The sequence below is a fragment of the Bacillus sp. JJ1503 genome (assembly GCF_036965125.1).
Classification (GTDB): Bacteria; Bacillota; Bacilli; order Bacillales; family Cytobacillaceae; genus Cytobacillus.
In genome coordinates this window covers 1-3,132 of the sequence record NZ_JBALOZ010000196.1, presented here as the reverse complement: position 1 = coordinate 3,132, position 3,132 = coordinate 1, and the positions used below count along the sequence as shown (strand labels likewise).

4 protein-coding genes are annotated in these 3,132 nt (G+C 34.6%); 2 read left to right on the top strand and 2 right to left on the bottom strand.

Going from position 1 to position 3,132, the window contains the following annotated elements; genetic code table 11:
* Positions 1 to 153: 153 nt before the first annotated feature.
* Positions 154 to 708 carry a peptide deformylase gene (gene def, locus V7149_RS15295; RefSeq protein ID WP_335346472.1) on the top strand — a complete coding sequence of 185 codons (555 nt, stop codon included), beginning with the start codon at positions 154 to 156 and terminating at the stop codon, positions 706 to 708.
* 81 nt (positions 709 to 789) lie between these two features.
* Here the strand turns inward: def and V7149_RS15290 are convergent, their stop codons facing one another.
* Together V7149_RS15290 and V7149_RS15285 are read right to left on the bottom strand one after the other, a co-directional pair.
* Entirely contained in the window at positions 790 to 1,560 is a 771-nt protein-coding gene (locus V7149_RS15290; protein WP_335346471.1) for a Cof-type HAD-IIB family hydrolase, read from the bottom strand.
* 26 nt (positions 1,561 to 1,586) lie between these two features.
* A complete protein-coding gene (locus tag V7149_RS15285; protein WP_335346470.1) occupies positions 1,587 to 2,480 on the bottom strand; it encodes a DMT family transporter in 894 nt (297 codons plus the stop codon).
* A 506-nt stretch (positions 2,481 to 2,986) separates the two neighbouring features.
* Here V7149_RS15285 and V7149_RS15280 point away from each other — a divergent pair.
* A partial coding sequence (locus tag V7149_RS15280) for an RNA polymerase epsilon subunit (RefSeq protein WP_335346473.1) occupies positions 2,987 to 3,132 on the top strand: 146 nt, incomplete at its 3' end.

Below are 3,132 nucleotides of genomic sequence, written 5' to 3'. Positions count from 1 at the left end.
ATCATCGTTGGCTGCGTTTGCTTTTGCTAATATTGTAGGAGAAGGTGCAAAAATGTACCTTCTCTTTTTATTAACATTTTTCATTCATTTTGATAGACTAAATAAAGTAATTAAAAATTCGCCGATTGATCTTATGCTACAGGAGTGAATGACATGTTAACGATGAGGGATATTATTCGTGATGGACACCCAACATTAAGAAAAGTTGCAGATGAAGTTCCACTTCCACCAACAGAAGAGGATAAGCTAATTTTACAAAGCCTTTTAGAATATGTAATCAATAGTCAAAACCCCGAGATTGCAGAAAAATATGGCCTGCGCCCAGGCATCGGGCTGGCTGCTCCGCAAATCAATATTTCAAAAAGGATGATTGCTGTCTACCTTAAGGATGAAAAAGGAACTCTTCATAATTATGCGCTGTTTAATCCAAGAATCAAAAGCCACTCAGTTGAAAAAGCTTACTTAACTTCTGGAGAAGGCTGTTTATCAGTTGATGATCTGATTCCTGGAAATGTTCCAAGATATGCAAGAGTAACTGTTCAAGGAACTACAATAGATGGAATTGAAGTAAAATTAAGGTTAAAAGGGATATTAGCCATCGTGTTTCAGCATGAAATTGATCATCTGAACGGAATTATGTTCTATGATCATATTAATAAAGAGGATCCTTTTATACCAATTGAGGGTGCTGTCCCAATCGAAAGATAGCAGGTTCAACTTTTGGACACCATGCGACAAAGGAAAAGACCGAACATTAGGCGTTCAGTCTTTTCCTATATTTTAATTTCCCTAAATTAATCCTATTCTTTTCAAGCCGTCCCAGATGCCGTTGTTGTTTGCTGAAGTTGTTGTTACATCTGCAGCAAGCTTAACTTCGTCTAATGCATTGCCCATTGCAATTCCAGTTCCAACTGCTTGCAGCATTTCGATATCATTTAATCCATCCCCAAAAGCATATACATTCTTCATCTCAATTCCTAAGCGGTCTATCATTAGCTTTATTCCCTCAGCTTTTGAGCCTCCTGCAGGCAACACATCCGTTGAAAATTGATGCCAGCGGACAAAACGGAAATTAGGAAATTCACTTTCATAGGCCGCGTCCTCTTTTTCTTCCGTAAATACTAATGCCTGATAAACTTCCCTATTCTTATAAAAATCAATATCTTTTTCTGGATAAGGAAATTTCAAACTGCCTATACTTTCTTCAATAAATCTGTTATCTAGTTCTGAGGATTTCATTTCTTTTTCATCTAGAAAAACAAGCGGATGTCCTCTATCCATTGAGTAGTTCACTAACCTTTCAATTTCAGATGTCGGCAGCTCATTTTTAAATATGACTTCATTTTCAAAAACAACAAATTGTCCATTAAAGCTAACAAAAGAATCGATATCCAGCTCATTGCGCAGACTGTCAAACATAAATGGAGCACGCCCTGTAGCAATCGCAACAAATACTCCATTCTCCTTTAAATGCTTAAGAGCTTGTTTTGTTGACTTTTGTAGCTGTTTATCACTGTCTACCAACGTTCCATCTATATCAAAGAATACTATTTTTTTCAATTATGTTTCTTTCCCTTCTATACATACTAGGCTGCAGCTTTACCTTCTTTTTGTTTTTCTTTAGTAGAGGTGATATAAACCCCCAGAAAAATGATAAGCAAGCCTACAATCATTGAATAATGAATACTTTCTCCCAATATGAAAGCTCCCCACAATATGGCTGATCCTGGCACTAGATAAGTTACTAAGGAGGCAAATTCCGGACCGCCATTTTTAATTAAATAATAATATATTAGGTATGCAACCCCTGAGCCTAATGAACCTAAGCCAAGCATTGAGAAAATTACATGCCATTCCGTAAAGGCAACGATGGATTCTGGCGATGAAACTAACATAACGAAAAAACTAATGAGTGCAGCAAAAAAGAGGGTAAATAAGGATATATGCAAGGTCGAGACTTGCCCTAAATTTTTCTTTGTAAGTTGTGTCCCTGCACCATAACAAATAGTCGCACCTAATAAAAACAGGATTCCTGAAAAATGACCCGAAAGAAAATCCCCAGACTTTAGATCAGAAATAATAAATATCCCGATAAACCCTAGAATAATACCGATCCATTGTTTTTTTCTTAAAACGGTTGAGAAAAATAGCGAGCCGATAAGAAGAGTCCAAATAGGTGTTGTGGCATTAATAACGGAAGCTAAGCTTGACGAGATTTTCGTCTGACCCATAGAAATAAGCAGCCATGGCAATGCATTGTTTAGTAATCCAACTAAAAAAAGCTTTGTTAGCGGAAGTTCTTTGTATTGGATTTTTTCACGTTTTACTAATGTGAAAATAGCTAGTATTAAAAAGCCAAAAAGGCACCTTCCAAAAACAACTCCAGCAGGTCCCAAATCTTCCAGCAATAGTTTAACAAATAAAAATGATGTTCCCCAAATGATGCTTAAAATTGCTAATGCACTATATAGCTTTCCCATTTGCCTCATCCTTACCTTAAAACTAATTTGTAAAAAATTTCGATTTACGTAATAAAACACTAAACCCATTTTTCAAAATTGTCAATTAAGGAATATTAATAAAGGAATGTTCAATTATTCATGAGCTATCCAAAAATACCCATGAGAGATAAGCTGTATTTGACATATAATAAAATAAAACTAAATCTTTTTAAACATCTTTGATTACTTTACTTTGGACAAGGATAGTTTAAAATAGAAAGTAAGGAGTTGATCCACAATGTTAAGGAAGCTAAGAAAGAAGCTTTTAAAACAGTGGAGAGATATGCTGCGGAAGAAAACTATTGCTTAAAATACCCTTTTGAGCCCTTCAATCTTGCGAAGGGCTCATTCCTTATCGTAATATGGGTATCTATATAATAAAAAAACATTTACATATAAATATTTCTTTAATAAGAAAAAACATGTAAATCATGTTAATTTTATATATAATAGAAAAAGTTATTCGGATGAAGGAGAGAGTTCAAATGATTTTTAAAGTTTTTTATCAAGAATCAAAAAAAGAGGTACCTGTTCGTGAAAAAACACAAACTATTTATGTTGAAGGAGAGTCTGAAAGAGATGTACGTCTTAAATTAGCGGATAAACCTTATAATATAGAGTTCATTACTAT

Coding starts and splice junctions, on each gene's coding strand:
- V7149_RS15285 (WP_335346470.1), bottom strand. CDS start 2,480: ATGGGAAAGCTATATAGTGCATTAGCAATTTTAAGCATCATTTGGGGA.
- def (WP_335346472.1), top strand. CDS start 154: ATGTTAACGATGAGGGATATTATTCGTGATGGACACCCAACATTAAGA.